Source organism: Bacillus sp. ISL-39 (assembly GCF_018613295.1).
GTDB lineage: Bacteria > Bacillota > Bacilli > Bacillales > Cytobacillaceae > Mesobacillus.
In genome coordinates this window covers 161402-186733 of sequence record NZ_JAGGQM010000002.1, presented here as the reverse complement: position 1 = coordinate 186733, position 25332 = coordinate 161402, and the positions used below count along the sequence as shown (strand labels likewise).

Genomic DNA, 25332 nt, shown 5'->3' with positions numbered 1-25332 from the left:
AGTAATATCCTCTTGCAATCCTGTATAGGTCAGGGGCTAAGAACTAAAAGATTTTTAGCGGTAATATAATTTGAACTATCATGGTCCGAGTTTCCACCCTAATAAGAGTTAAATCAAAAGTAAATTTACGTTTTAATTACCTGTTTACACGCAAAGTAAAAACGAGCATAAATCATTCGAATGTCTCTGGGATAGAATCCCGATTTTCTAAATTGTAGTGTTCGAAAAGCAACAATAAATGCTAAATCAACTTATTACCAAAAAAATTTGGCATCTATAGATCCGGAAAGGTGAGTATAGTACTGTCGTTTACCCGCTAGTTTGGCGGGTATAGGCGAATATAGGATGTTTTGTCGGAGGGAGATTGGTATTGTGAGGGTTTTACGGTTAGTAGGTTTATTATTCATTTGGATGAGAGTGGACTTTATGCTGGGAAAAAAGTTAAGGTCCCGGCAGCTTCGTGAATATCCAGTGCGGCGCGGTGAGACAGAGTTTTTCGGGAATGGAACTTATTATTTCGATAAACTCTTTCATGATATTTCGGAAGCGGAATCCACGATTCATCTATCATTTTATCGATTTAAATACGATTCTTTCGGCATGAAATTGCTTGAGTTGTTAGAGAAAAAGGCAAAGGAGGGAGTAAAGGTCCGGCTTCTGCTAGACTTAGTCGGAAGCATCCATTTCCCCAGGAAAGCAGTCAACGATTTAAAGAGAATTGGGATAGAGTTCGCTTATTCCCATAAACCTTCATTTCCCTTATTCTTCACTACTCTTAACAGGAGAAATCATCATAAAATTATCGTTTTGGATGGACAGATTGGGTATTTGGGCGGTTTTAATGTTGGCGATAACTATGCAGAAAAGGATTCGGAAATCGGCTTCTGGCGTGATTACATGGTTAGGATTAATGGAAGCGGTACGGAGGATTTACAAAAGGAATTTTTGGAGGATTGGGTAAAGGCTGGAATGGAGTGTAATGAAAGCGACTCGCTTTATCCTCAAAAGGAAGAGGGAGATTCATACTTCAGGATGATTTCTTCATGTGGAGGATTTCTCGATGAGAAATTGTTACCGCTGATTCATTCTGCAGACAAGAGTATAATCTTGGGTTCTCCTTATTTTGTTCCAACTCCAGAGGTGAAGACGGCCCTGGTGAATGCAAAAGAACGTGGAGTGGAGATTAAGATTGTCTTACCAGAAAAGTCAGACCATCTTTTGGTCAAGGAGAGAGCATTTGAAGAATTTTCAGACCTCATTCCTAAAGGAATCAAGTTGTACCTCTATAAAAAAGGATTTTACCATGCCAAAATCATGCTTTTAGATGATAATGCTGCTTATGTTGGAACTTCCAACTTCGATGTCCGCAGTTTCCGCACAAATGATGAAATGATCCTTTTTACGAGGGATAAGAAAATGCTGGAAAAAATCGCTGATAATCTTCAAGCTGACTTTGAAAATAGTGAGAAGCAAGAGCTCCATAATGTGCAGGGGAGAGGGGCTGCCTCAAGAGTGAAGAGGACGCTGGCAAAATTATTTCAAAACTTTTTATAGAGTTTCGAATTTTTTACCTGGGCCGTTAATGCTTGTAAAAGCAAAACTAAAACAAAAATAACGGTTTAGCAGAAAGGAGTGTCGCCTTGGAAACGAACAAACAAAAAGCAAAGAAGGTCGGATTTCCGTTCCTGTTGATGATTGCAGGGATTGCGTTTTCTGTCCTTTTTATTATTCTATTTGCCAATTTGGCGGAGGAAATGCTGGAAAAAGAGGTTGACGCCTTTGATGAGGCAATTATCAACTGGTTTAAATCGATAGAAAACGGCACATTGGACCAAATTATGATTTTTGGTACGGAGCTAGGCTCTGTTTGGTTTTTAACAGTATGTACAATTGCGGCCATCATCGGATTATGGGTAACAGCAAGGGATAAATGGGGAATTCTTTTCCTCGTGATCGGAATCGGTGGTGGAGGTCTGCTGACAACCTTGTTAAAACACCTATATGAACGGGGACGTCCATCAATCAATCCGGAAATAGATGCGATTGGCTATAGCTTTCCCAGCGGGCATTCGATGGGTTCGCTGATCTTTTATGGATTTATCGCCTATTTCATTGTCCGGTCTATCCAAAAGAGAGCATTCAAGTGGCTGGTGATTCTGGCTGCAGGGTTGCTCATACTTTGGATAGGGTCGACACGGATTTATTTGGGTGCTCATTACCCAAGTGATGTCTTGGCTGGTCATTTAGCTGGAGCTATTTGGTTGATTCTGACCATTCTTGCACTGGAATGGGTGGAGTGGCAAAGCGCCAACTCCATAAGCCCAACACAAGTTTTTAAGAGATTCATAGGGAAACATTTGAATTTTTTAAGTTAGAAGGGAGACGGTCAAAATTTTTAAAAAAAATAAACTAGGAAAAATCGTAGGGCTGATTCTCGTCGGCATCCTGATTTGGGGATTAGTGGAACCTTATTTTTTAGATATTGAGAATGAGAAGGCGGCTATTCCGAACCTTCCACAAGAATGGGAAGGGAAGGAAGTGGCGGTGTTTGGAGATTTTCAGGTCGGTATGTGGATGGATAACACAAAAACTGTAGAGGATGCTGCTGAAAAAATCGCCGAAATGCAGCCTGATGTAGTCCTGATTATCGGAGATTTTATCTACCATTCGCTTGAGGATCCAGATGCAGAAATGCAAAAGGTTGAAAAGCTGATCAACCCTCTGGTAAAAACGGATATTCCTATATTCGCTGTGCTCGGGAATCATGATTACAATATGCATAACAAAAAGGACGATCCCAAGAAAGAATCTGCCCAACATGTAAAGGCCTCACTTGAAGAGATGGGAATCACAGTGCTGCACAACCGCTCTGTTCCTTTAAATTTGACAAAGGAAAATGAAGTAGTAATCGGAAAGCCCCAAGAAAGTAGTTTTTATTTAGCCGGATTAGGGGCACGCTGGCCTGATAATGCAAAACCAGCGAAGGCAGTGAGTGATATTCCATATGCTGCTCCCCGAATGATTATGATGCATAACCCAGAAACATTTGCGAAGCTTCCGGCAAATTCTGCACCAATTGCAGTCGCCGGACATACGCACGGAGGGCAATTCAGAATTCCGTTTGCACCGGAGTGGTCCTATAAAAGTCTGGTGGCTGAAGACAGGGCTACGGTAGATGGATGGATCGACGATTTTGGAGCCAAGGGAAACCATCTGTATGTAAACAGGGGAATCGGTTTTAGTGATCTTCCGCTGAGAATCAATACACCCCCGGAGATTACCGTATTTACACTGACAGAAGCCTAGGATTAAAGAAGACGTTTATCGCATTTTGTGTCGGGTAACAGATTAATATAAGGCTAAAGCATTAGTTTGCTAATCAAATTACAAGGAGTGAAGTCATCTATGAAAAAAAGAAATCTACTACTCGCTTTACCTTTAGGAGCAGGTTTGGTTTTGGGAGGCTGCGCAGAAGGTGCGCAGGAGGATACAGAGGAACCGAATACTGAAGAGGTTGAAGTAGAACACAATAAACTAGAATCAGAATCAAATGGGACGGAATCGAATGGAGAAGAAGGCAATACAGGAATGGATGAAGAGGAACCAGATTTGGATGAAGAACCATCTGAAGAAGAAGGGAACGCTGGAATGGACGAAGAAGAACCTGATCTGGATGAGGAACCTTCTGAAGAAGCAAACGGAAACTAAAGCTTGGTCATTTAAAATAAAAAACCAGCGCCTATTGAATCTATAGGCGCTGTTATTTTTTAGGAACCTGGACAACTGATAACTGATAACAGAAATGAAGGAGGCAAAATCATGAAAAAAAAGGTTATTCCCTTTGCAGTAGTATCAACATTAGTTTTTGCACCGCTAACTACGGGAGCAGTTGAATATAATGACGTAAAAGAGCAATATCCAGCTACGACATCATGGACAGAGGTGGACTGGAACAATTATCTTGAGGATAATTTTGGGTCACAATTAGATGATTATGACACCATGAATGAATTGGAAGCTGATATTGGTGAACCAATAGATGTCAATCAACTAGCTGACGGTAATCTAGATCAGAATGTACTGGACATCATTGAAAGGTACAACATGGATGCCAGTGAACTTGCAGCATTCTTAGAGGAATACGACAACAAGGACAATATCCACTTTGCTGGCGATTTGGCAAAGGCCTTGGATGAAGGTGGATTCGTTGACGAAAATGGTACAGACGATAGCAATGGGGGTGCTGGATCAGATAATAATGAGGGCCTAGTTTCAGATAATGACAATGAAGGTACTGATTCAACTCAAAACAGTGATGCTGCAGTTACAGATAATAACAATGAAGACAATACCACTAATGAAACTGATGCTAATAGCCAAAACGAAGATACAACAACAGATACACTGGATGAAGCCCAGCTAGAGGAAACCTACCTGGTACCTCTGGGATGGACGGTTGATGAATTCAACCAATATTTAAGTGACAATTACGAAACAGACCTGAATGATTACACTTTGTTTAATGACCTGGAAGCTGAGGTTGGCCCGCTAATTACCGACGAGAACGAATTAGAACTAATTGAAGAATACGGGTTAACACCTGAAGAGTACGAAATCTTGTTGGCGGAATACGGGGAAAGTCCGGATGATTATTATTTCCTCAATGATCTGCGAGAGTCTCTAGACTATTATACAAGCGATCAGCCTGAGGAAGCAGGGACGGAAAAGGGCGGTGACATGCCTGATACGGCCACAAATTCCCTTGCCTATGTTTTGCTAGGAGCCGGACTCATAACGCTTGGCGGGATTACATTGAGAGCGCGTAAACGTTTTGGTGATAACTAATGAGCAAAGATAAAAAGAAAGGTAAGCGGGAATGGATTGTTCCCGCTATTGCCTTCTTCCTGATCATATCAGGAATGTATTTGGCAGGAACCCACGCATATAGCTGGGCAAAAGGTTTCATGGCCGTGGAGAAGGATAGTAATGGAGTAAGCATCAGGAATATGGAAAAACAAATGGATGGAAAATCAGGAAGTTCAAATCCCGAAAGACCTGAACAAGGTGAAAAGATTGGGGAAATTTCCATTCCAAAGCTGGGCATGTCCGTTCCGATCTACGAAGGAACCAATGAGGAAGAGCTTGGTAAAGGAGCCGGACATTACTCCAACAGTGTCATGCCAGGTGAAGAGAATAACACCGTCATTTCAGGACATCGGGATACCGTCTTCCGCAGTCTGGAGAATGTCGGAGAAAATGATTTAGTTGAAGTCGAAACAGCCGAAGGAAAATATACCTATCGAATCGAAAAGGTCAGGATTGTCGATGCGGAAGATCCAACTGTTATCGTCCCGAAGCCTGAGGCAACCTTAACTTTAACAACCTGCTATCCATTCACCTACATCGGTGATGCCCCTGAACGTTATGTACTAGTTGGAAACCTGATAGACTCATCGGAAAAATAACTGATCATGGAGGGATTACCTTGAAAAAGAACTTACTGATCGCGGTCCCGCTTGGACTATCCCTTGTTCTTGGAGGATGTTCCGAAGGGCAGGACGAAAGAGTCCATGAAGAAGAACCAGCCGAAGACAGGCCAGTTGAAGATACTGATTCGGAATTTAATAATGATGATTATAAACTGGATGAAGAAGAAACAGCTAGTGACGAGGACGAGGACGAGGAGTTGTAACCTGGCATGCAAGGCAGTCTGTTGGTAAATCATTAAGCCAAGTTGGTCACCAATGATTCGGAATTGGTGACCTTTTTTTTACTGGAGCATAGCGGTTTAGCTGCTTCGTGTCCTTTTAAGACGGTTAGTCTTCCAATAAATGATGAATCATCCTTGGTGTATTTTCGAAAAATTGTTTCATGATGCGAAAATGATTCGTATCTTCGAGCTTTCTTTTGAAAATGCCTTCTTCACTGAACTCATAGATTGCTGCATCTGGATAGGCCATGATGATGGGAGAATGCGTGGCTATGATCAGCTGGGAGTTTTCATTGATAAGATCGTGAATTCTTGTCAGCATCGACATCTGCCGTAACGGAGAGAGAGCAGCTTCAGGTTCATCCAAAATATAAATGCCATTCCCGCGGAAACGGTGAAGAAAGGTTGAGAAGAAGGCTTCTCCGTGTGACTGTTCGTGTAAAGACTCCCCGCCAAATGAATCAATAACCTTTGGGCCGATACCCTCACGATCCAACTCTTCTATATTTGAAGCCACATTATAAAAGCTCTCGGCACGGAGGAAAAATCCATCCTGCGGTCTTTCTATTCCTTTCACAATCCGTAAATAATCCCCCAAATCCGAATGGGAGTCATAGGTGGAAAAATTGAAATTATATGAACCGCCTTCAGGATTAAAACCGAGACCAACTGCAATAGCTTCAAGTAAAGTCGATTTTCCTATCCCATTCTCACCAATCAGAAAGGTTACCTTTGGGTGGAGAATCAGTTCGTCCAATGCTTTGAAGCTCGGGAGATTGAACGGATATTCCTGAAAAGAGGGCACATCATCTCTTTTGAGGCTGACACTTCTGACATATTGCCATTTCAACATGGATTTACCGCCTGACGTTTCTTTTTTCTTTATTTTATCATGAGCAAAATTGAAAATGGAAAAAATACTTGAAAATTACCAATTCGCTATAAAAAAGGGAAACTCGCTATAAAAAAGGGAAACTCGCTATAAAAAAGATAAACTCGCTATAAAAAAGATAAACTCGCTATAAAACTGTCTTGCAGCATGATTAAGTTCTAAATCTAGATCGTAAAATTACGTTAGAAAGCAAGTACAAACCATTTTAGGAAGTGATTTTCATTTTTAGCTCGATAATATTATTCATTTTGGCAGGATTAGCCGAAATTGGCGGAGGCTAAGGAGGAAAACCGTTTTATTGGCGAATAGGAGGGGGGCTGGCAACAATGAACGAATTTAAGCACGTACATATATTGTTCGCGTTCACTTTAATCGTGCTTGGTGTCCAGGACCTGATAGTGAAAAGATCATTTTTTTCGTATTGCATCATCGAACTTGCCGCTTTGATTATAGTCCTTTCTCTCTCTTAGCTGGATACCTCCTATCCTGTTTTTTTTTCGTGAAATAGGGAAAAACATAGGTATCCCGATGCTTCTTTTTTGCATAATTTTAGCATTTCTGGGATAATACAATATAGGGTATTTGAAAATAATGAAGGAGGCATACAAAATGAACGATATTACTGTTTACACTACAAACACTTGACCTTACTGCACAATGATGAAACAATTCCTTGAGGGTCAAGGATTAAACTACAAAGAAGTAAATGTCCAATACGATCAAGAGGCTGCGCAAAAACTGGTTGAAGAAACCGGCCAGATGGGTGTGCCGCAAACAAAGGTGAATGGCAACTGGGTTCTCGGTTTTGACCCGGATACACTAATGCAGTATGTAAAAAAATAATCTTAACCAGAAAAGGGGCTTACGCCTCTTTTTTTGTTTTTGGCTCTAATCTCAAACTTTGTTGCTATTGACTACAAAAAAGGATTGAATGACCTATTTTTATTCGAAAAGTTCCTCTCTTGTGAGAAAAGAGCATGCAAACTTAATAACGACCTGCAAAATGGCTTACATTACATTAAAATCGGCTTTTAGGATATTATCAACAATCTTTACGAAAACAGTCTTGTTTTTTCAGGAGCCTGCGAAAATTTAATCGAGAGGAAGGAATTCCAATGACGAATGTGGAATAAAATCCCATAGAGACATTAGGAAAGGATGACGGGATATGGCAAAAGAGCGGAATGAGATTTGGGAATGGGTGAAGGCAATTCTTATTGCGATAATACTGGCTTTTGTTGTTCGAGCCTTTTTGATGACTCCGATTGAAGTAAAAGGGGCCTCTATGGAGCCCACTTTGCACAGCCAGGAAAGGATGTTCGTAACGAAAATCGGCGAGCCGAAACGATTTGATATAGTTGTTTTCCATGCAACCGAGGAAACGGATTATATCAAGCGGGTCATTGGACTTCCTGGAGATCGGGTGGAATACAAAGATGATGTACTTTATATAAATGGAAAGTCGTATGCTGAGCCCTATTTGGATGAAAACAAAAAGCAGGTCACTCATGGGCCGCTAACCGGTTCGTTCACACTAAGCGAAACACCAGTTGGGAGTGATGTAGTTCCAGAAGGGCATGTTTTTGTGCTGGGCGATAACAGAAGAGATAGCAGAGACAGCCGGCATATTGGAGCTGTTCCGATTGATCGTATAGTTGGAACAACAAAGTTTGTTTATTATCCGTTAAAAGAAATGAAGATAATTGGTGAGTAACTAATTGCGTTGATCCACTGGATCAGCGCTTTTTTTATTACTTTTGCTTTTGCTTATAAACATAGACTTTCTCCGCACTAAAACCATTTGAAAGGAATGGCTGACCCGCGAGAAATAAAGAAACCCTCCACATCCGCAGTATGTTCGTAATAAAGCATCAACCAGGGAATTGTAAAAAGTTGTCCGATTAAGTGGAGGAAACCAGTTGTAAAAAGGAGGGAACCAAGAGCCACTGCCCAGGCTTTTGAATGTCATTCAATCACCTCCTGCTTTGTATATGTCTTACTTCGGAAAGATTGCAGCCTTCTCTGCTTTGAGCAGAATACCCTAAAGTGTTTAGCAGATAATCCTAGGTGTGAATAGTAAGATTTGGTATAATGAAAAAAAAAACGGACGATAGGCAGGTAAAAGTGAACGCGCTCGATCGCATAAATCTAAATAAATTCTTCCACAAGTAACCTAGTGGCTCCTTCCAAAGATTAATAGAAGAATTTCATTACAGACACTATTATCACCAGGAAAAAGAGCTCTGCAGAACTGATACAGGATGGCTGGCATCATTTTTTGGTCGAGAATCAAGGCGGCGGAAAAAAGACAGACAAATACGGGGGAAATATAATGTCTAGTGTAGTTCAATCAGAAATCTTTCTTTCTACAATGTTAAACTCGGTAACTGAGGCAGCAATGGCCCTTGACCCTCAATATAATGTTATATTTATTAATGATTTGGCAAAGGAAATTCTAGGTGTAAAGAATGATAATGTAAAAGGCAGAAACGTTTATGATGTTTGGCCGGATGCCCCAGACGATGTCCGTTTTGTAGAGAAAACAGTCAGGGATAAAGAAGAATATTATGTAAAGGCAATGCCTTATAAATGGGGAAAGTTTGATAAATATTTGGATATCCGAACCTCCATTTTAGAACATAAATCAAAATTTATGGGTGCAGCGGTGTATTTCATGGAAGTTACAGATACGATTTCCATCCAAAAGGAATTAAATCAACGAATTGATGAATTATCTGCTACGCTTATTCCGCTAAAAAATAAGGTCGCCCTACTTCCAATTTATTGGGCTCCAGGGCAGTCAGGATTGAAACTCGAACGGACACTGAAACAAGTGACTGAAAAAACAGTTAAATCGTTGATCATTGATTTATCAACTGTCAGAGAACCTGATGCAGAGTTTATAGAATCACTAAAAAAAGCCAAACAAGCCCTTGGATTGCTCGGAGTAGAAGTTTTAATTAGCGGTGTACGTCCAGAAATGGCAAGAAAATGGGTGGAAACCGAAACAGCTTTAGACGACTTAAAGTTTATAAACAATGTCATCACAGGATTGAATAGATATATAGATTAAAAGCGCAGGGAGTGAATCCGGCGCTTTTTTTCTCGAATTTTTTGGCCTGAGAGCAATATTCACAACTTGTTAAAAGAGCTCGTTTAGTTAATAGTTTATTAGGGTATAAACTGGGTGAAAGGGAATTTTTTTATGAAGACTATATGGTTCCTTCTTAAAAGATGCCTTACATACTGAAGAAAACAAAAATATATGGATTGTGAACCTGGGGAATCCGTTCACAAAGGTACAACAATGTATCAACTTAATTTTCCATATAGGTTGTAATGCATATGGAATCCTGATACATTGTATAAATTTCCCACACGGAGATATGATATGGTGGAAGAATTTAAGGAGGTTTTTTCAAATTGGCTGAGAACATGGATAAATACTCTTCAAGCGGAGATGACATGAAACGAGAGAAGCTGACGACACGCCAGGGGCATCCGGTTAGGGATAATCAAAATATCCGCACTGTTGGCAATCGAGGTCCGGCAACTCTTGAGAATTATCACTTTATCGAAAAAATTTCCCACTTCGACCGTGAAGAGGTACCTGAACGGGTGGTACACGCCCGTGGATCTGGTGCGTTCGGTTATTTTGAAACATACGGAAAAGTAGGCGATGAGCCTGTCGAGAAGTATACTCGTGCAAAAGTCTTTTCAGGTGCAGGAAAGAAAACACCTCTAATGGTCCGTTTCTCGACGGTTGCTGGAGCGAAGGATTCACCGGAAACGGCACGTGATCCTCGCGGCTTTGCGGTTAAAATGTATACAGAAGATGGCAACTGGGATCTAGTCGGCAATAACCTGAAGATTTTCTTTATCCGAGATGCAATGAAGTTTCCTGATATGATTCATGCATTCAAAGCTGACCCGGCTTCTAATGTGCCAAATCCAGAGCGCATGTTTGACTTCGTCTCAAGAACACCTGAGGCTACACATATGATTACATTCCTATTCTCACCATGGGGTATTCCGGCTACATATCGCCACATGCAGGGTTCTGGTGTTAATACTTATAAATGGGTAAATGAAAAAGGTGAGGCAGTGCTGGTGAAATATCACTGGGAGCCGAAGCAAGGAATCCGCAACCTGACACAAGAGGAAGCTAATGAAATTCAGGCGAAAAATGTAGGACATGCAACCCAGGATCTTTATGAAGCGATTGAGCGTGGAGACTATCCAGAATGGGAGCTCTTTGTCCAGATCATGGAGGATGACTACCATCCAGAACTCGATTTTGATCCGCTCGATGATACAAAGCTTTGGCCAGAAGATCAATTCCCATGGCTGCCGGTAGGACGTATGGTTCTTGATCGCAATCCAGTTGATTTCCATTCTGAAATTGAGCAGGCTGCATTCGGTACTGGAGTTTTAGTTGATGGTATGGACTTCTCGGATGATAAAATGCTGCAAGGACGCACTTTCTCATACTCTGATACACAGCGCTATCGTATTGGTGCTAATTACCTGAAGCTGCCGGTCAATGCACCGAAAGCGCCAGTTCGCACTAACCAGCATCGAGGCCAGATGGATGTGCGTGATCCGAAAGAGTCAGGAGACAATCCACATATCAATTATGAGCCATCGATGTTGGGAGGCTTTAAGGAAACGGGTAATGAAGGCCACCCGCCACATCAGCCATCCTATAATGCAGCGGTGATGAGCGCGCCAATTGACCGTCCGAATAACTACGGACAAGCTGGACACACATATCGCAGCTTTGATGACTGGGAGCGCGATGAGTTGATCAATAACCTTTCAGACGCCCTTGCTGCATGCAACAAAAAGATCCAGGATGCGATGATTGAGCACTTCACACAAGCTGATGAAGACTATGGCCGCCGCGTGAAGGAAGGAATCGAAATGCGCGTGAAGGAACTAGGAGCAATGGCTAAGGAAGACAAGGTTCCAGGCCGTGAATCTGGTAACTCTAAATATGGCCAGGGTGGACAAGGTTCATTAGCTGCCAATGAAGCAACAAAAGATGCTGTAAAGAAAAGTTACGAAACAGGTCCATATTAATGTTAATTGGAAATTGGCTGCATGGAGTTTTGTCTCTGTGCAGCCTTTTCATTTTATTCAGTTTCTTAGAGAATGGAGTCTTACCCATTAAATAAACGGGTAATACTGCTCATAGCGCGGGTAGGTGTAATAAGGCTGGACACCGCTCATTCCATCGAGTTTTTCGGGAGACCAGGTAGCTTTGGCTGGAAATCCCATGGACCGGCAAGGCAGCTATTGAGATAGCACCAATCTTTGTTTACCTGGCATCAGGCGATTAACGTTTCGTAACAGGGCAAACCCTCCACGTGAACGGCGGCCAGGTAACAGGGTCTTGAAGTAAGCATGGGATTCCTCTCATGCTTTTTTTTTAATAAAAGGCTAGTTTTCATTGGTTGTTGCACTTCGAACATGGATGGAGCTCTTTTCGAGGTGACTTCTGAGTAACTTGTAAAACCCAGAAGCCGGTTTTTAGAAAGTATCAAAATTTACGAAAAGAGCTTAGAAAAGGAGAAGGATCGTGACTAAATCACGAATCCTTTCTGATTTCATCCAGCTTACTCTGAACTTTAGCATTATGGTAAATGGTCAAACCTAAAATAACCGTACTCATGACACCGGATATAATAGAACTTCCGACTAGTAAACGATCCTTTTGAGTGTTTTTCATTATTTTCACCACACTTTCATTACTGGAAAAATTATTCTCTTAAAAGCGCTATTAATTGAGCAAAGATTGGAGACAATCTCCCGAAAATGATGGTTAATTTCCTGTTAAAAACCGTTAATCTCTCGAACATAGCCCTGAATCAAGCCATTTACCTTATTTTGTAAAATAGAGTTATGCAGTTCTATATTAATTTACCCTTGGAGTATGAATATAAGCTATCTTCATACACTGATTAAATTGTCATTTTTGGCAGGAAATGAAAGAGAGTGAGTCGAAATTATATTGATAATAAATCTCGATTTTTTTTACATAATTTATTACTAGTAGGTGGATGAATGGAGATGCAAAAGAGTCTTGTTGTTGGCGGCGTTGATTTGAAGTGGGATTTGGCGACTGGAAAGGTATTGTTTGAGGGAGGGGACGTCGTTTTTTTCTGGGTTTCTGCCATGAAAACCTTCTTCGACACCATTAATGAAATCTCAGGTGAAGAGGCAACGAATCTCGTGCTTGAAACTACAGGTTACCGTCAGGGAATCATAGTGGGCGAAGGGTTCAAGGAAATGAAAAATATTGATACCTCCAATGTAGTCGATTGGCTGTCCAATACGTATGTTCCGGCAGGATGGGGATATGTGAAAGTTAATGAGATAGATCAGGAAAATAATATATTTACTTTATATATCAAGGATGACTGGGAATATAAAATGAATAACCTGAATGAACAGCAAAAAGATGGAATATTTGTGCCTGCACACTATGCTGGTGTATTTACCGGTCTATTTGGGATGAATTTTTGGTATAAGATTATCCAGCATCAAAGTGAAAAGAATGAATATACAATTGTAAAATACTTCCCTTCCGAGATCGATATACAGCAAAATATCCGTAACATGGCGAGGAAAAAAGAGGCCGAAGAAATCATGCAGCTTGAAGCGATGGTGGAAGAAAAAACGAGAGCACTTCAAGTTCTGGTAAAAGAGCTTTCTTCCCCGCTAATTCCTGTACTTGATGGTATTGTGGTGGTTCCTTTGATTGGGAGATATGATGAGGATCGTGCGGATGACCTGATTCAGAACACATTAAACAACCTGCCGAAATACCGGGCAAGATATGTTCTTCTCGATTTAACAGGGTTGAATAAAGACATCTCCATTTACACAGCAGAATTGATTGATAAACTAGGATCGGCTTCGCGTCTCCTCGGTGTGGAAGTCATCCTGGTAGGAATATCTGCGGAATTGGCGATAGAGATATCACATACACTGACCGGCCTAAAAAAATATGAATGCATGCAAACCCTTCAGCACGGGATTTACTACGCCCTTGGTAAAAGCGGCCGCAGGATTGTTTAAAATATCGAAGAGCAAATCAATTCCTTTGGTTACTATAAAAAATCAGTCGTTCTCAGTCGTTAAAGGTTAGAGTATAATTTGAAAAAGTTATGAAGAATAGCAGTTTCCCCATTCGCTAATGAATCTGGCTGCTTCATTATGATGTTGTGGATAGAAGGAAGGGCAATTACAAAGATTAGATTTAGAAGTTAAATTAGGGAATTCTGCGTAATGAAAGTAATTAGGGTGGATGTAAATGAACAAACATAAAGAATTTTATAGGAGTATGTTGTTCAGGCTATTTAAAATAAAACCTAAAAATGCAGGATGGACATCATTTGCTCCATTAAAGATTGTACCTGAATATATAGTTGATGTGAATAAAGGTCAAGTTACTGGAATTGTAAAACATGCGGAGAGAGTCTATTTGACTGTCATCGTTCACGTTCCTAATAAGAGGATAATAACAAAAGGGTGTCTTAGAGGAATTCTTAAGCACACTAAGCCATTTAAAAAGCACCATTACATAGAAATGATAAAAGACGAGGCGGAATTTTTACTGCAGAATAAAAAATATCCAAACCGCTGACTCCATGTCAGTAAAAAATGCCGAACCCGTTTCTCACACACGGGTTCGGCATTCATTTTGCCAATTTATTATAAGTCATGACTGTGATCTTCCTGGCTGGAGGGGATATCATTTAAGGGTAGTGTAATTGTAACAGTGGTCCCTTCATCAACAATGCTTGAAAAATCAATTTTCCCCCCATGGTTTTTAATGATTTTTTGGCAAATCATCAATCCTAGTCCGGTTCCTTTTTCCTTTGTGCTATAGAAGGGTTCTCCCAATTTAGTCAGCCGGTCTTCTGGAATACCGGAGCCCTGGTCAATAACCTGGATTGAAGCAAGGCCAGTGTCTTTTGATATGGCAACGAGAATTTCGCCGCCTTTTGCCATTGCCTCAAGCGAATTTTGGATGAGATTGATTAATACCTGTTTTATTTTATCTGGCTCACAATTGATATATAAATTAGGTGTATCAGTTTTGACCTTTATGAAGGCATCTGATAAGGTTGCCTGGGGATTAAGCAAATTAACAATGCCGTTTACAAGGGAAATTAAGTCTACATGAGACAGATTGGAAGCTTGAGGCTTTGCAAGGACCAGCAAGTCTCCTACGATAGACTCTATACGAGCTAGTTCATCAAGGATGATTTCTGCATAATCTTCTGCTTCTTCTGCAGGATGCTCACTCAAAAGCTGGGTAAAGCCTTTTATTGCAGTCAATGGATTCCTGATTTCATGCGCGATCCCGGCTGCCATTTGGCCGATCACAGAAAGTTTTTCAGCTACCTGCAGCTGGTCCTCTGTTTTCCTTTGTTCTGTAATATCCTTGATGATGACAAGGGAAACATCCCTATTCTTGAAGACCGTTGGAATGAGCTGCACCTCAGCCCTCTTCGAATCATTATCTTTACGGATTAAACTGATTTCAAGGTCACTGGAGTCTCTTGAATCCAGGCTTTCTTTAAGCAGCTTATAGTCCTGGGGGTCAGTATAGTCATACAATGACGTGCCAATTATTTCTTCAAAACTGGTTGCGCCCATTAATTTTTTACCTTGTTCATTAATGTAAGTCCACACTCCGTTTTTTGTGATAATGCCCATGGTATCCTTGGAATGCTCAAGGAACAATCGATCTCTCCTTTGATGTTCTTTTAATTTTTCCTCCCGATTTACGCGATTCGTAACATTTCTAGAAATAAGCACGATTTCAGTCTGACAAAGACCCTTCGTGCTGCTTGATTCCAGCCACAGATAATCGCCTTCTTTCCGTCTGAAACGAAACAGGATCTCTCCATAACGAAATGCAGAGAAATATTGCTCTAATTTTTCCTGGTCCAATGGATGGCAAAAACTGAAAATGGATTGATCATTAAGCTCTGCCGATGTGTAACCAAAAAGAGTTTCACAGGAAGGCGATGAATATGTAAATCTTCCATCCAGGGAATGACAGGAGAGAAAATCTCTTGCGTTGATCAGTGCAAAGCTTAAATCACGGATATCTTTTATAACTGGGGCATAGGCTTGTTGAGTTTCTGCTTTCATCATTAAAAAGCCTCCCTAACAATTTATTTCTGAATAATATGTTAATGCGATTGAAATCCTCTTTCTATTTTACTAGACGAAAGAGAAATAGGACGAATATTATTTAAAATTTTTAAAAATTAGAACTTTTATCCTGTTTTGAATCACTAAAAATTTTTTGAAAAGTACGTCGTCTATAACTATGAAGGGGGAACGGTTGTGGATGAAATAACAGCAGAGATTAAAGAAATCGAGAATGCTGCAGAGGCTATAGATGAAATCCTGAACAAATATGGGAAAGAAATTCTGCAGCTCCCGTTTTCGTATGTAAAAAATAAGCAAATCGCCAAGGATTTGACTCTGGAAATTTTCGTAAAATGCTATAAATCACTTCATACATACAGCGGTAATCAAAGTTTCGGACCTGGCAGTGGAGAATTGCTTCCAATCACTGCAAGGATTATTTAAAAAGGTGGTATAACAAGAATGTCTTTACGACCGATTACCAGCCTATTTATGATTCAATACAAAGTGAAAGTGTCGAGCAATCGGTGATCCAGGGCGAAGAAGATGGGCAACTGGCATCAGCCGTCATGGAGCTGCCGGTTAACTATCGGGAAGCAATTTATCTTTTCTATTTTGAGGAGATGTCGATCAAGGAAATTTCCCTCGTGAAAGAGATAAAAGAGAACACAATCACCAATAGAGTTCATTGGTCCCTGATTTCTCCTCAAAATCTGGATATTTAGGTGACCAATAGGGTTCATTGGTGCCCTGTATTCTCAAAATCTGGATATTTACATCACCAATAGGGCTAATTGGTGCCCTGTATTCTCAAAATCTGGATATTTGGATCACCAATAGGGCTAATTGGTGCCATGTATTTTCAAAATCTGGATATTTGGATCACCAATAGGGCTAATTGGTGCCCTGTATTCTCAAAATCTGGATGTTTAGGTCATCAATTGTGTTCATTGGTGCCCCGTTTTATCAAAATCTAGTTTTTTATATCACCAATAGATTTCAATGTCGACTCCATTCATTTAGTTTCCAAAATTTATGGTTACTTTCACAATAACATATTTACTAAAATATTCATTTAGTGTAAAATTACACTAAATAAAATATATTACTGGGGGTCTTCGAAATGAAGAATGATGCCGGGTTTTTAATTATTTACTTAATACTTATGCCTCTTTTTCTATCATTTTTAGGGATGGCGGTTTTAGCAATTGAGAGTTACGGGCCGCCCATTATGGTATTGATCATCTCGATTCTTGCTCTGATTATAGGGTACCGTTTTGGAAAAAGGCCACAGGCTGTCTCGTTTCATGGTCGGTATCTTCCGGTTTATGCTCCTCTTTTACTGACGGTGTTGCTTGCTTCCATTGGGATGCTTATTTCCAAAGGGTTTTTCGGGCATCAGGTTTGGGGAATCTTCGTATTCGCGCTGTTCCCGTTTTTGCCGAATTCTTTTATTTCAGCTCTAATGGGAGAATTTATTCTTACATTTGCTGTGCCCTTCTCTTATTATTTATTCTTTTTGATCGGCTTTTTCGCTTCTGAACGGAGGAGCGAGACGAAAGTCAGCATCAAGAAGGGAAATCTGATCGCAGGCGTCGGTATTATTGTTGTGCTCTTGGCTGTGATTGGGTCAATCTATATTGAGCGGAGCAAGCATATCCTCCCGCCGTCATATGGGTTTAATTATGGCAATGGATTCTCGAGTGTTGACCTAGAACCGTACTATGTGACGAATCCAAATAATAAATTACCTAAGCTGGGAGGCCCGGCAAGTTTTAGTGTGGAAACTCAAAGTGATATGCCGATTTTGGATGGGGCAGAGGCAGCTTATCCAGTATATGCAGCATTCGCAAACGCGACATATAAGGAGATAAGAAGTAACAACACGCTTCCGACTGGTGAAGAGGTCGTTAGTTTTACGAATACGATCTATGCCTTTGAAAGACTAGTATCAGGTGAAGTAGACATATTTTTCGGTGCCCAGCCCTCGGCTTCGCAACAAAGCCTGGCAGAGAGTAAGGGGAAGGAAATCGTCCTCACTCCAATTGGGAAGGAAGCATTTGTGTTTTTTGTAAATGAAAAAAATCCAGTTGAAAGTCTGACTTCAGATGATATTAAATCAATCTACTCTGGTAAAATTGCCAATTGGAATGATGTCGGCGGTGAAAATAACAAGATTTTAGCCTTCCAGCGGCCGGCAGACTCTGGCAGCCAGACAATCATGGAAAAATTCATGGGTGATACGCCACTAATGCCCGCGCTGAAAGAAGAAGTGGCAGGAATGGGCGATTTGATGGAGGAGGTTGCCAACTATCGCAATTATAAGAACTCCCTCGGGTACTCATTCCGCTTTTTCACAACCGGCATGAACCCGAATGAAAAAATCAAACTGATCTCACTGGATGGAATAGAGCCATCACCAGAGAATATCGCGTCTGGTAAATATCCTTATGTGGTCAACTTATATGCTATCACGATAAAAGACAATCCGAAAAAATCGGTGCAGCCGATGCTTGAATGGATGCAGGGTCCCGAAGGCCAGAAGCTGATTGAGGAAATTGGTTATATACCATTGCAAGGTGAGGGTACAAATTAGAAATTGCCGCTGCATTGCCCGAAAAAGTGCCCAGAAGATGAAAACGGTAAAAGCAGAGAGCCCTGCAATACTAACTTGTTGCTTCCCGCTGCAGAGCCTTTGCGTAACACAATATTAATGTAAAAAAGGATGGTTCCGATATTTCAGGAACCATCCTTTTTTGTATACATTATTCGCCATCTATCATTCTGAAGACTCCGCCAAGGACACTGCCTTCGCCTTTGTTTTGTCCTCCAGCTTGTGAAGCGGCCGCAAATACTCTGCTGGCAAGGCGGCTGAATGGAAGTGATTGGATCCAAACAGTGCCTGGTCATCTGAGTGTTGCAAAGAAAAGACCTTCTCCGCCAAATAGTGCTGTCTTTTTACCATATGATCTTGCCGCCATTTTGGCTTAAGTCCATTGGAATAACCTTGCCAGGGTAAGGAGATGCGAAGGATACATGCTTCTTATCACGTCCAGTGTTCGTAAATGTGGTCATGAATAAGCTCCCACTAGTTAATAACCGTTTTCCGGCACCAAACAGTTTGCCAACCAAGCCGCCGCCACTACCGGAGCCTCCGCCAAAAATCGTCTCCATTTCAATTTGCTGATCCATCATCATCAGACTGCCGGCTTCAGCTACAACCGTTTCATTCGGATCGAGCTCAACCTCTACAAACTGCATGCCATCGCCGTAAATTTTATAATCAATTTCATGGTTTCTCAATGCTTTTCCCTCAAGAAACATCAACTTTACATTGGAAGTTGCAGAATTTTTGAAAGGGTATTACTTCGGGAATCATGAATAATTTTGGCTGTTATGCGTCAAGAATTTCATTTTAATGGTAAGCACTTGCTTTCCCTGTCTCAGCCCTAGTTTAAAGGCCGAAACAGTTAGGATTTTCGCCTTAAGAAGATCATCCGATTCATTTTAGAAATCCTCACAACTCAAAATAGGCTCTTGCATATGTGACAATGCCCACTTAGTCTACATAAATTGTTGAAGAGTATTCTTATTAATTAGTGTATTAACCTTATATACAGAAATATTTGCATATTGCTCAACGTTGTTTCTGGTTAAGTGGAGCCCTGTGAATTTATCGAGGAGGTAAATAAAGGATGAATAACTTTCAAAATGAACTGCAAATGCTGAATGTTGGTGATTTCCAGGCAACTCAGCCGGTTAGCTGGGATCAAAACCAGTACCATTCAGGAGATGAGCGGATTTTTCTAGGCCTGGGTGGTTTTGGCAGTTGCTTCGGTTTTTCTTGCTTCTTTAGCTGCTTTGGCTGCTTTAGCTGCTTTAGCTGTTTCCGTTGCGGAAGATGCGGACGCTGCGGTGGTTGCGGACGCTGTGGTGGTTGTGGCCGCTGCCATCGTGGATAAGTTAACCAATCCAGAATTTTGCCCCTGCGGAAGTTCTTGCAGGGGTTTTTCTTATTTCATCCCGAGACATAAGGGACAAATTGCGCTACATACGATGATAATGGAGTCAATGAAGTGAATAAAGGCATTTGCGCCTGAGGAGGAGTGAGATGGTGAAGCTGGACCCTTCTATGATATTGAAGGTGAAAAGAGATACGTTTTATCTCGCAGAACCGAACCGGGGTGTGTATTTAAGGAATAATTCATGTTCATTCCGTCTTGAAGGTAATGGTATTGACCAGTGGGTTGAAAAGCTGCTGCCAATGTTTAACGGGGAGTATTCGCTTGGGAAATTGACCGATGGCCTGCCTGAACCTTATAGGATGCAAGTTTTTCAAATTGCTGAGGTTCTTCTTGAGAATGGTTTTGTCCGGGATGTGAGCCAGGATGAACAGCATCAATTATCTGAGCAAGTCCTGAAAAAGTTCGCTTCGCAAATAGAGTTTGTTGACAATTTAGCTGGTTCTGGAGCATCAAGATTTGAGTCTTTTCGGAAAGCAAAGGTCCTGGCCGTCGGCTCTGGTCCTATGTTGAATTCAGTCGTATCAACTTTGCTGGAATCTGGTCTTCAGAAAGTGAATGTCGCTATTACAGAGGAAATCCCGACCAATAGAAAAAGGTTGGCTGAGATCGTGAATCATGCACGGAAGACGGATTTGGATGTAGAGTACGAGGAGCTTAATAGTAATGATTGGAGCGAGCTGCTAAGACCTTTCGACTCGGTCCTATACGTTTCACAAAATGGCAATGTTGAAGAATTGAAGGTTTTACAATCGATCTGCAGGGAGGAGAGAAAAACCTTCATACCCTCCATCCTGTTCAAAAAAACAGGCATAGCCGGTCCATTGATTGCTCCTGATTCAGAACTTTGCTGGGAGTCGGCGTGGAGGCGATTGCATTCTACTGTTTTGGAAAAAGAGCCTATAGAATCTGCCGTATCCTTGACCACTGGAGCATTGCTGGCTAACGTTATGACATTTGAATTATATAAAGAACTTACGGGCGTTACGAAAACTGAACAAAGAAACCGGGTCTATTTGCTAGATTTAGAAACTTTTGAGGGAAGATGGCATTCGGTTTTACCACATCCACTTGTAACTGGAGTTTTTTCATCCATAAAAGTAGGAGATCTAGAAAATCGGCTTGGCCAGGATGTTAGGAAAACTGAACCCGAAAAACTTCTGCAGTATATTAGTTTATTGACTTCAAAAGAGACTGGGATACTACATGAGTGGGAGGAGGGGGACCTTAAGCAGCTTCCGTTGGCACAATGCAGGGTCCAGGCAGCCGATCTGCTGTCAGATGGGCCGTCTGAATTACTGCCAGCAAGGATTTGTTCAGGGTTCACACATGAAGAAGCACGTACGGAGGCGGCGTTGACGGGGATTGAATCATATGCTGCCCGCCTGGCAGAAATGATTGAAAACGGCGGGATTCTGGGTGTCGGTGCCGGTGAAACTTTTGCGGAAGCTGTTGGGCGAGGTCTGCAAAAGTGTCTCACAAAAGAACTGGATAATCGAAAGCTCATTGAAAAAGAGTCGATCTCCCTTGTTGACCTCGAGCCGATTGAAGACCAGCGTTGTGCTTTTTATATAAAGGCTCTCACTACGATACAGGGAGCACCTCTAGCAGGGATCGGAAAGGAAGTTCGTGGTTTTCCTGTAATCTGGATCGGAACAAAGAGAGGCTGGTATGGAAGTGCTGGCCTGAATACGACTTTGGCATTAAGAAACGCTTTGCAGAATGCTTTATTCGATTTTCAAAATGAGTCAGCTGGGGATGGAGCTCAAGCCCTGCAAGAGCCAGAAGTTCATTTTTCAGAAAGAGGTATGCAAAGCTTGAAAATTCCAGAAGATACTGGAAGGATCCAGCGTGAAATCCTTCAGGCAGCCATTGAGGTTCTTAAACAGAACAAAACCCAAATGTCAGTGTATGAATTAAGCATTGAACCGATTTTCAATAAGCAACTTGAAGGGGTGTATGGTGTATCGCTGCGAGGGGAGGGATCGAGTTGAGTTCCTTCGTAATAATTATAGGAGAAGGCTGGCTGGCTGATTCGGTTGCTGAGGAATTATCCGCACGCTATCAAGTGTTCAGAAGGATTGATTTTGAGAATGGACTGCCCGAAAAGTCAGAGTTGATGCTTGTCCTTCATGATTATTGGAACCCCATAGCGCATCAAAAAGCTGAAGAAGCTGTAAAACTGACTGGTAGTCCCTGGCTCCGAGCCTTTGTTTCGTTTGGAGAGGGAATCATTGGGCCACTCGTCAGGCCTGGCACACCTGGATGTTCGCAATGTGCTGACCTGAGGAAGCTGCTTGGGGGGCAAGAGCGGAGCGAAATGCGTGAGGTGAAGCGAAAGCTGGAAGCCGAAAAAGAAACACCTACGGATTCATGGGCATCAAAAAATGGCCTTCTGCATCTCGTTCATTTAATTGTAACCGAAGCAGACCGGGTTCTAGCGGGCAAGAAGAGCCATTCGGCAGGACGGATGTATTTTACAGACTTAAAAACATTGAGTGGATCCTGGCATTCCTTCCTGGCAGATTCGCTGTGCCAGGTATGCAGTACCATTCCAGACGATTCAGCTTCGCTTGCGAAAATCGCATTAAATCCAAGTCCGAAGATCAATGCCGGCAGCTACCGATGTACACCGCTTGATAAGATGAAGGAAGTGCTCGTTGCCGATTATTTTGACAATCGGACAGGGCTGTTAAACAGTAAAATGTACGATTTGGTCACCCCATTCGCCGATGCGAGCGTCAATCTGCCAATGATTACTGGCGGCAATGAAGGCACAGCCGGCAGGACACAGTGCTACGCAGAAAGCGAATTGACTGCCATACTGGAAGGACTTGAGCGCCACTGTGGTCTTCAGCCCCGCGGGAAGCGGACCGTCATCCATGATAGTTACCGGAACCTCGAAAAGCAGGCATTGAACCCAGTAGAAGTAGGTATCCATGCAGATGAAGAATATGAAAAGCCCGGATTTCCTTTTCAAAAATTCGACCCAGACAGGCCGATGGATTGGGTTTGGGGCTACTCGCTGATAGAAGAGCGGGCGATTCTCGTACCAGAGCTGCTTTCCTATTATAGTCTTGGATGCGGGTCAGCCGGATTTGTCTATGAAACGTCAAATGGCTGTGCGCTTGGCGGAAGCAGGGAAGAGGCGATTTTCTACGGCATCATGGAAGTGGTAGAGCGTGATTCATTCCTGTTGTCCTGGTTTTCAAAATTGAAACTGCCACGCCTAGATCTTCAAACGGCTGAAGATGAAGAACTGCTATTGATGGCGGAGCGGATGCGAGCTGTAGCTGGATATGATTTATATTTATTTAATGCCACCATGGAGCATGATATTCCAAGTGTCTGGGCGCTGGCAAAGAACAGGAAGGATACAGGATTGAACATAATATGTGCAGCAGGGGCCCATCTGGATCCGGTTAAGGCTGCCAAAAGTGCTGTTCAGGAGCTCGCGGGTATGATGCTCAATCTCGATGGGAAATTGGAAGGGAACAAGGAGAAATACTTGCAAATGCTTGATGATGATTCACTAGTGCGGGAAATGGATGACCATGGAATGCTATACGGATTGCGGCAGGCAGAGGGTCGTCTAGGGTTCCTGCTCGATGATGACCGGCCATTACAAAGTTTTCAAGACGTTTTTCAAAAAGAATCGCGTCATGCGGACCTGACGGAGGATCTGAGGGATATCCTCATAGAATTCCGACGGTTGGAGCTCAATGTCATCGTTGTCGACCAGACTCCTCCCGAATTAAGGAAAAATGGGCTTTATTGTGTGAAAGTATTGATACCGGGGATGCTGCCAATGACCTTTGGGCACCATCTGACTCGCCTCAAAGGGCTTGAGCGGGTGCTGTACGTCCCGATGAAGCTTGGTTATGTGAATAAACCGTTGTCATTTGAAGAACTAAATCACTTTCCGCATCCGTTCCCTTAGGAGGCAGCAGGATGAATCTTGAACAATTTTTAATGGATCTTCAGTTTAATATAGAACGTGCCAATCAGGAAAACTGGGAACCTAACTGGGAAGACGCTCCACTACCATATAAACTTTATCGAGGATTGCCAGTAGTGCCTCTGTCAGGGGAGGTGCCTTTGTCCCTGGCAGAAAACAGCCAGCCAGCAACGCCGGGTATCAAGGAGATTGGACATTTCCTCTGGTATGTTTATGGAATTACGCAAGTAAGCGAGTCGCTTTTTTCTGATGAGCTATATCCAGCCCATACCTATAGGAGGCATGCTCCTTCGGGCGGGGGCCTTTATCCTAACGAACTTTATCTATATTTAAAGCTAGAGGATCTGCCTGAAGGGGTCTACCATTATGACCCAGCCCATCACCGCCTTGTTTTGCTTCGGGCTGGAAACTTCGATTCCTATATTGCTTCCGCTCTTGGAGACCGTTGCGATATCTCTTCCTGCTTTGGGACTGCATTCGTTTCTACGATGTTTTGGAAAAACTTCTTTAAATACAATAACTTTTCCTACCGGCTGCAAGGACTGGATGCTGGGGTACTGATGGGGCAGCTTCTGGCAACGGCAAAACGTTTTGGTTTCGCTTCTGGTGTTTACTTTCAGTATCTGGATTCGGCAATCAATCATCTTCTCGGATTATGTGAGCAGGAGGAGAGTGTATATTCAATTATTCCCCTATCAGTGGAAACGACCAACTGGTCTGCAAATGGAGCAGCATCACGCAATAACATAATGTCTGAGGATTTGAAAAGGGAACTGAAACCGATTGTATTTAAGAGATATGAAAGGTCGAGGAAAGTTTTAGAGTTTCCGAAATTAATAGCATTGAAAGAGGCCTCAAAACTGGAGTCGACCGAGTCGTTTAACAGGCTATGTAACCCGCCTTGTGAAGTAGAGGGAAATCGAAAGATCACACTCCCGCAAACTGAGTCATTACCATTCGATTTGGCAGAGGCAAGCAAAAAACGTTCTTCTCCAGAAATGGATTTTGTTTTAACCAGGATTAGTCAGCAGAAGCTGGCATCCCTACTGCAAGAGTCAATGGCAGCTTTTTCATACAGGAATGATTTGGACGAAATTTATTGCAGTCAGGATCCCAGAGTTTCAATATACGGCTGTTTCTATAATACAGATGGTATCCCCAATGGAGCCTACTACTACAACTTTGCAGAACATGCTTTACAAGAAATTCAGCAAGGGGACCATCGTTTGGGTTTACAAACAGGGTTGTCAATTGATAACGTCAACCTGATGCAGGTACCACTTTGCCTGCATGTCGCTGGCAATAAGGAATTTTTTCAAGGAGAATTAGGATACAGAGGCTACCGGATCTTACAAATGGAAGCAGGAATGCTTGTTCAAAATTTACTTTTAACAGCATCTGCACTTGGGTTAGGAGGCCATCCCCTGCTAGGGTTCGATGCAAGCAAGGCCGACGAGCTTTATCGAATGAAAGGAAAAACCAGCCTAATCCAGATACCAATCGGCTCATATCGACCACGGGCATGGTTAAAAGGGAGTTTGCATAGCTAGGAAAGCAGGTTGATAAAGAAAGGCAA

At 42.1% G+C, this 25332-nt stretch carries 22 protein-coding genes and 3 pseudogenes; 21 read left to right on the top strand and 4 right to left on the bottom strand.

Annotated features, from left to right (window positions below; all coding sequences use genetic code 11):
* The first annotated feature begins 372 nt into the window (after positions 1 to 372).
* The 7 genes from cls to J7E37_RS02560 all read left to right on the top strand — a co-directional run bounded on the left by cls (position 373) and on the right by J7E37_RS02560 (position 5692).
* Positions 373 to 1554, top strand: coding sequence for a cardiolipin synthase (gene cls, locus J7E37_RS02590; protein ID WP_215022278.1), 1182 nt, complete (start codon positions 373 to 375; stop codon positions 1552 to 1554).
* Positions 1555 to 1640: 86 nt separating this feature from the next.
* Positions 1641 to 2375: a phosphatase PAP2 family protein gene (locus J7E37_RS02585; RefSeq protein ID WP_251009417.1), complete on the top strand. Its 735-nt coding sequence runs from the start codon at positions 1641 to 1643 to the stop codon at positions 2373 to 2375.
* Between the two features lie 85 nt (positions 2376 to 2460).
* The gene (locus tag J7E37_RS02580) at positions 2461 to 3306 is read left to right on the top strand and encodes a metallophosphoesterase (RefSeq protein WP_353049977.1); all 846 of its coding nucleotides are present in this window, start codon (positions 2461 to 2463) and stop codon (positions 3304 to 3306) included.
* Between the two features lie 99 nt (positions 3307 to 3405).
* On the top strand, positions 3406 to 3708 hold the full coding sequence (locus tag J7E37_RS02575) for a hypothetical protein (protein WP_214782685.1): 303 nt from the start codon (positions 3406 to 3408) through the stop codon (positions 3706 to 3708).
* Between the two features lie 111 nt (positions 3709 to 3819).
* Positions 3820 to 4845 carry a processed acidic surface protein gene (locus tag J7E37_RS02570; RefSeq protein ID WP_215022276.1) on the top strand — a complete coding sequence of 342 codons (1026 nt, stop codon included), beginning with the start codon at positions 3820 to 3822 and terminating at the stop codon, positions 4843 to 4845.
* Positions 4845 to 5465: a class D sortase gene (locus tag J7E37_RS02565; RefSeq protein WP_251009416.1), complete on the top strand. Its 621-nt coding sequence runs from the start codon at positions 4845 to 4847 to the stop codon at positions 5463 to 5465. Before J7E37_RS02570 ends, J7E37_RS02565 begins: the two co-directional genes overlap by 1 nt.
* A gap of 20 nt (positions 5466 to 5485) precedes the next feature.
* Positions 5486 to 5692 carry a hypothetical protein gene (locus J7E37_RS02560; RefSeq protein ID WP_215022274.1) on the top strand — a complete coding sequence of 69 codons (207 nt, stop codon included), beginning with the start codon at positions 5486 to 5488 and terminating at the stop codon, positions 5690 to 5692.
* Between the two features lie 124 nt (positions 5693 to 5816).
* Here J7E37_RS02560 and J7E37_RS02555 read toward each other — a convergent pair whose 3' ends face one another.
* Positions 5817 to 6563 (bottom strand): AAA family ATPase, encoded by a 747-nt coding sequence (locus tag J7E37_RS02555; RefSeq protein WP_215022272.1) that lies wholly within the window; start codon positions 6561 to 6563, stop codon positions 5817 to 5819.
* Between the two features lie 365 nt (positions 6564 to 6928).
* On the opposite strand from J7E37_RS02555, the gene J7E37_RS02550 reads away from it, so the two are divergent.
* The 6 genes and pseudogenes from J7E37_RS02550 to J7E37_RS21990 all read left to right on the top strand — a co-directional run.
* Complete coding sequence (locus tag J7E37_RS02550; RefSeq protein WP_215022270.1) at positions 6929 to 7072, top strand: hypothetical protein; 144 nt, start codon at positions 6929 to 6931, stop codon at positions 7070 to 7072.
* Between the two features lie 139 nt (positions 7073 to 7211).
* Entirely contained in the window at positions 7212 to 7445 is a 234-nt protein-coding gene (locus tag J7E37_RS02545; protein ID WP_214782697.1) for a glutaredoxin family protein, read from the top strand.
* A gap of 325 nt (positions 7446 to 7770) precedes the next feature.
* The gene (lepB, locus tag J7E37_RS02540) at positions 7771 to 8316 is read left to right on the top strand and encodes a signal peptidase I (RefSeq protein WP_215022268.1); all 546 of its coding nucleotides are present in this window, start codon (positions 7771 to 7773) and stop codon (positions 8314 to 8316) included.
* 618 nt (positions 8317 to 8934) lie between these two features.
* Entirely contained in the window at positions 8935 to 9675 is a 741-nt protein-coding gene (locus J7E37_RS02535; protein ID WP_215022266.1) for a PAS domain S-box protein, read from the top strand.
* 350 nt (positions 9676 to 10025) lie between these two features.
* Positions 10026 to 11684, top strand: a complete 1659-nt coding sequence (locus J7E37_RS02530) for a catalase (RefSeq protein WP_483297194.1) — start codon at positions 10026 to 10028, stop codon at positions 11682 to 11684.
* Between the two features lie 136 nt (positions 11685 to 11820).
* Positions 11821 to 11944, top strand: a pseudogene (locus J7E37_RS21990) (NAD(P)-dependent oxidoreductase); the annotation flags it as partial.
* A gap of 248 nt (positions 11945 to 12192) precedes the next feature.
* Here the strand turns inward: J7E37_RS21990 and J7E37_RS02525 are convergent.
* A complete protein-coding gene (locus tag J7E37_RS02525) occupies positions 12193 to 12333 on the bottom strand; it encodes a hypothetical protein (protein WP_215022264.1) in 141 nt (46 codons plus the stop codon).
* Positions 12334 to 12668: 335 nt separating this feature from the next.
* Between J7E37_RS02525 and J7E37_RS02520 the strand changes: the two genes are divergently transcribed.
* A complete protein-coding gene (locus J7E37_RS02520; RefSeq protein WP_215022262.1) occupies positions 12669 to 13685 on the top strand; it encodes an STAS domain-containing protein in 1017 nt (338 codons plus the stop codon).
* Between the two features lie 235 nt (positions 13686 to 13920).
* Positions 13921 to 14253: a hypothetical protein gene (locus tag J7E37_RS02515; protein WP_215022260.1), complete on the top strand. Its 333-nt coding sequence runs from the start codon at positions 13921 to 13923 to the stop codon at positions 14251 to 14253.
* A 68-nt stretch (positions 14254 to 14321) separates the two neighbouring features.
* Here J7E37_RS02515 and J7E37_RS02510 read toward each other — a convergent pair whose 3' ends face one another.
* A complete protein-coding gene (locus tag J7E37_RS02510; RefSeq protein ID WP_215022258.1) occupies positions 14322 to 15776 on the bottom strand; it encodes an ATP-binding protein in 1455 nt (484 codons plus the stop codon).
* Positions 15777 to 15971: 195 nt separating this feature from the next.
* Between J7E37_RS02510 and J7E37_RS02505 the strand changes: the two are divergent.
* Positions 15972 to 16501 (top strand): annotated as a pseudogene (locus J7E37_RS02505) (sigma-70 family RNA polymerase sigma factor).
* A gap of 398 nt (positions 16502 to 16899) precedes the next feature.
* Complete coding sequence (locus J7E37_RS02500; protein WP_215022256.1) at positions 16900 to 18372, top strand: substrate-binding domain-containing protein; 1473 nt, start codon at positions 16900 to 16902, stop codon at positions 18370 to 18372.
* A gap of 169 nt (positions 18373 to 18541) precedes the next feature.
* Here J7E37_RS02500 and J7E37_RS02495 read toward each other — a convergent pair.
* Positions 18542 to 19079, bottom strand: a pseudogene (locus J7E37_RS02495) (AIM24 family protein).
* Positions 19080 to 19471: 392 nt separating this feature from the next.
* On the opposite strand from J7E37_RS02495, the gene J7E37_RS02490 reads away from it, so the two are divergent.
* The 4 genes from J7E37_RS02490 to J7E37_RS02475 all read left to right on the top strand — a co-directional run bounded on the left by J7E37_RS02490 (position 19472) and on the right by J7E37_RS02475 (position 25306).
* Positions 19472 to 19738: a heterocycloanthracin/sonorensin family bacteriocin gene (locus tag J7E37_RS02490; RefSeq protein ID WP_215022254.1), complete on the top strand. Its 267-nt coding sequence runs from the start codon at positions 19472 to 19474 to the stop codon at positions 19736 to 19738.
* 149 nt (positions 19739 to 19887) lie between these two features.
* The gene (locus J7E37_RS02485) at positions 19888 to 21792 is read left to right on the top strand and encodes a putative thiazole-containing bacteriocin maturation protein (RefSeq protein WP_215022252.1); all 1905 of its coding nucleotides are present in this window, start codon (positions 19888 to 19890) and stop codon (positions 21790 to 21792) included.
* Positions 21789 to 23738, top strand: a complete 1950-nt coding sequence (locus tag J7E37_RS02480; RefSeq protein ID WP_215022250.1) for a TOMM precursor leader peptide-binding protein — start codon at positions 21789 to 21791, stop codon at positions 23736 to 23738. The genes J7E37_RS02485 and J7E37_RS02480 overlap by 4 nt, the downstream gene beginning before the upstream one ends.
* A gap of 11 nt (positions 23739 to 23749) precedes the next feature.
* Positions 23750 to 25306, top strand: a complete 1557-nt coding sequence (locus tag J7E37_RS02475; protein ID WP_215022249.1) for a SagB family peptide dehydrogenase — start codon at positions 23750 to 23752, stop codon at positions 25304 to 25306.
* The last annotated feature ends 26 nt before the right edge of the window (positions 25307 to 25332 follow it).